The organism is Pseudoroseomonas ludipueritiae (assembly GCF_014490445.1).
Lineage (GTDB): Bacteria > Pseudomonadota > Alphaproteobacteria > Acetobacterales > Acetobacteraceae > Pseudoroseomonas > Pseudoroseomonas ludipueritiae.
This window is the reverse complement of sequence record NZ_JACTUZ010000326.1, coordinates 1-1493: the sequence shown is the minus strand read 5'-3', so window position 1 is coordinate 1493 and position 1493 is coordinate 1. Positions and strand designations below refer to the sequence as shown.

At 73.1% G+C, this 1493-nt stretch carries 2 protein-coding genes; one reads left to right on the top strand and one right to left on the bottom strand.

What is annotated here, in order from left to right; all coding sequences use genetic code 11:
* Nucleotides 1–2: 2 nt before the first annotated feature.
* Entirely contained in the window at nucleotides 3–977 is a 975-nt protein-coding gene (gene cysK, locus IBL25_RS26065; protein WP_187781337.1) for a cysteine synthase A, read from the bottom strand.
* A 59-nt stretch (nucleotides 978–1036) separates the two neighbouring features.
* On the opposite strand from cysK, the gene IBL25_RS26060 reads away from it, so the two are divergent.
* A partial coding sequence (locus IBL25_RS26060) for an RrF2 family transcriptional regulator (RefSeq protein ID WP_187781336.1) occupies nucleotides 1037–1493 on the top strand: 457 nt, incomplete at its 3' end.

Below are 1493 nucleotides of genomic sequence, written 5' to 3'. Positions count from 1 at the left end.
TCTCACAGTCCGTGGAAGAGGTCGGTGGAGAGGTAACGTTCGGCGAAGGAGGCGGCGATGCCGATGATGAGTTGTCCGTGATGCTGGGGCTGCTGGGCGAGGTCGAGCATGGCGTGCAGCACGGCGCCGGAGGAGATGCCGATGGGGATGCCGTCGGTGCGGGCGCAGAGGCGGGCGGCGGCGAAGGCCTCGCGTTCGGTGACGCGGCGGAGCAGGTCGACCTTCTCCAGCTCCAGCACGCCGGGCTTGAAGCCGGCGCCGATGCCCTGGATCTCGTGCGGCCCGGGGTCGTCGCCGGAGAGGAAGGCGGATTCCGCCGGCTCGACGCCCACCAGGGTCAGGCCGGGGCGGCGCGGCTTCAGCGTGGTGGCGATGCCGGTCAGCGTGCCGCCGGTGCCGAGGCCGGCCACCACCACATCCACCGCGCCTTCGGTATCGGCCCAGATTTCCTCGGCGGTGGTGGCGGCATGGATGGCGGGATTGGCCGGGTTGTCGAACTGGCGCGGCATCCAGGCGCCGGGGGTGGCGGCGGCGATGCGCTCGGCTTCCGCGATGGCACCGGCCATGCCCTGCGGCCCCGGGGTCAGCACCACCTCGGCGCCGAGCAGGCGCAGCATCTTGCGCCGCTCGGCCGAGGCGCCATCGGGCATGGTGACGACGAGGCGGTAGCCGCGGGCGGCGGCCACAAAGGCCAGCGCGATGCCGGTATTGCCGGAGGTGGGCTCGACGATGGTCTGCGGCGGCTCGGCATTGGGGGTGAGCAGGCCGGCTTCCTCGGCCTCGGCCACCATGGCCTGGCCGATGCGGTCCTTCAGGGATGCCAGCGGGTTGAAGAACTCGAGCTTCAGCGCCAGGCGGGCCTGGAGGCCGCGCGCCGCCTCCAGCCGCGGCAGGCGGACCAGCGGCGTGGCGCCGATGGTGTCGAGGATGCTGGGAAAGAGGCGGCCCTGGGGGGCAGGGGTGTGACGGAGCGGCATGGGGCGGCTATATCACGTCTGGCGCGCGTGGTTCAGAGGCAAAGGACGGAGCGGAACAGATGATGTTGCGGCGGGACCGGGCGATGGTGGCGGTATCGATCGTGCTGGACGTGGCGTTTCATGCCGGGCGCGGCGCGGTGGTGCCGGCGGGGGATATCGCGGAGCGGCTGGGAGAAGCGCGGCGGGGCATCGAGCCGGTGCTGCAGGCCCTCTCCCGGGCGGGGCTTTTGGGCAGCACGCGGGGGCCGAAGGGCGGCTACCGGCTGGGGCGGGCGGCGCGGGACATGCGGCTGTCCGAGGTGGTGGCGGCGGTGCGCGGGCCGGAGGGCGGCGAGGAGGCGGCGGCCGAGCCGGCGGCCTCGGCGCTGGGCGAGGCGGTGGTGCAGCCGCTGTGGGAGGAGCTGGAGGCACAACTGGTGGCGGCGCTGGAACAGCTCACCGTGGCCGACCTGCTGCGCCGCGCCACCGCGAAGGGCCTGCAACGACCCACCCCAGAAGCCCTCAACTTCGCGATCT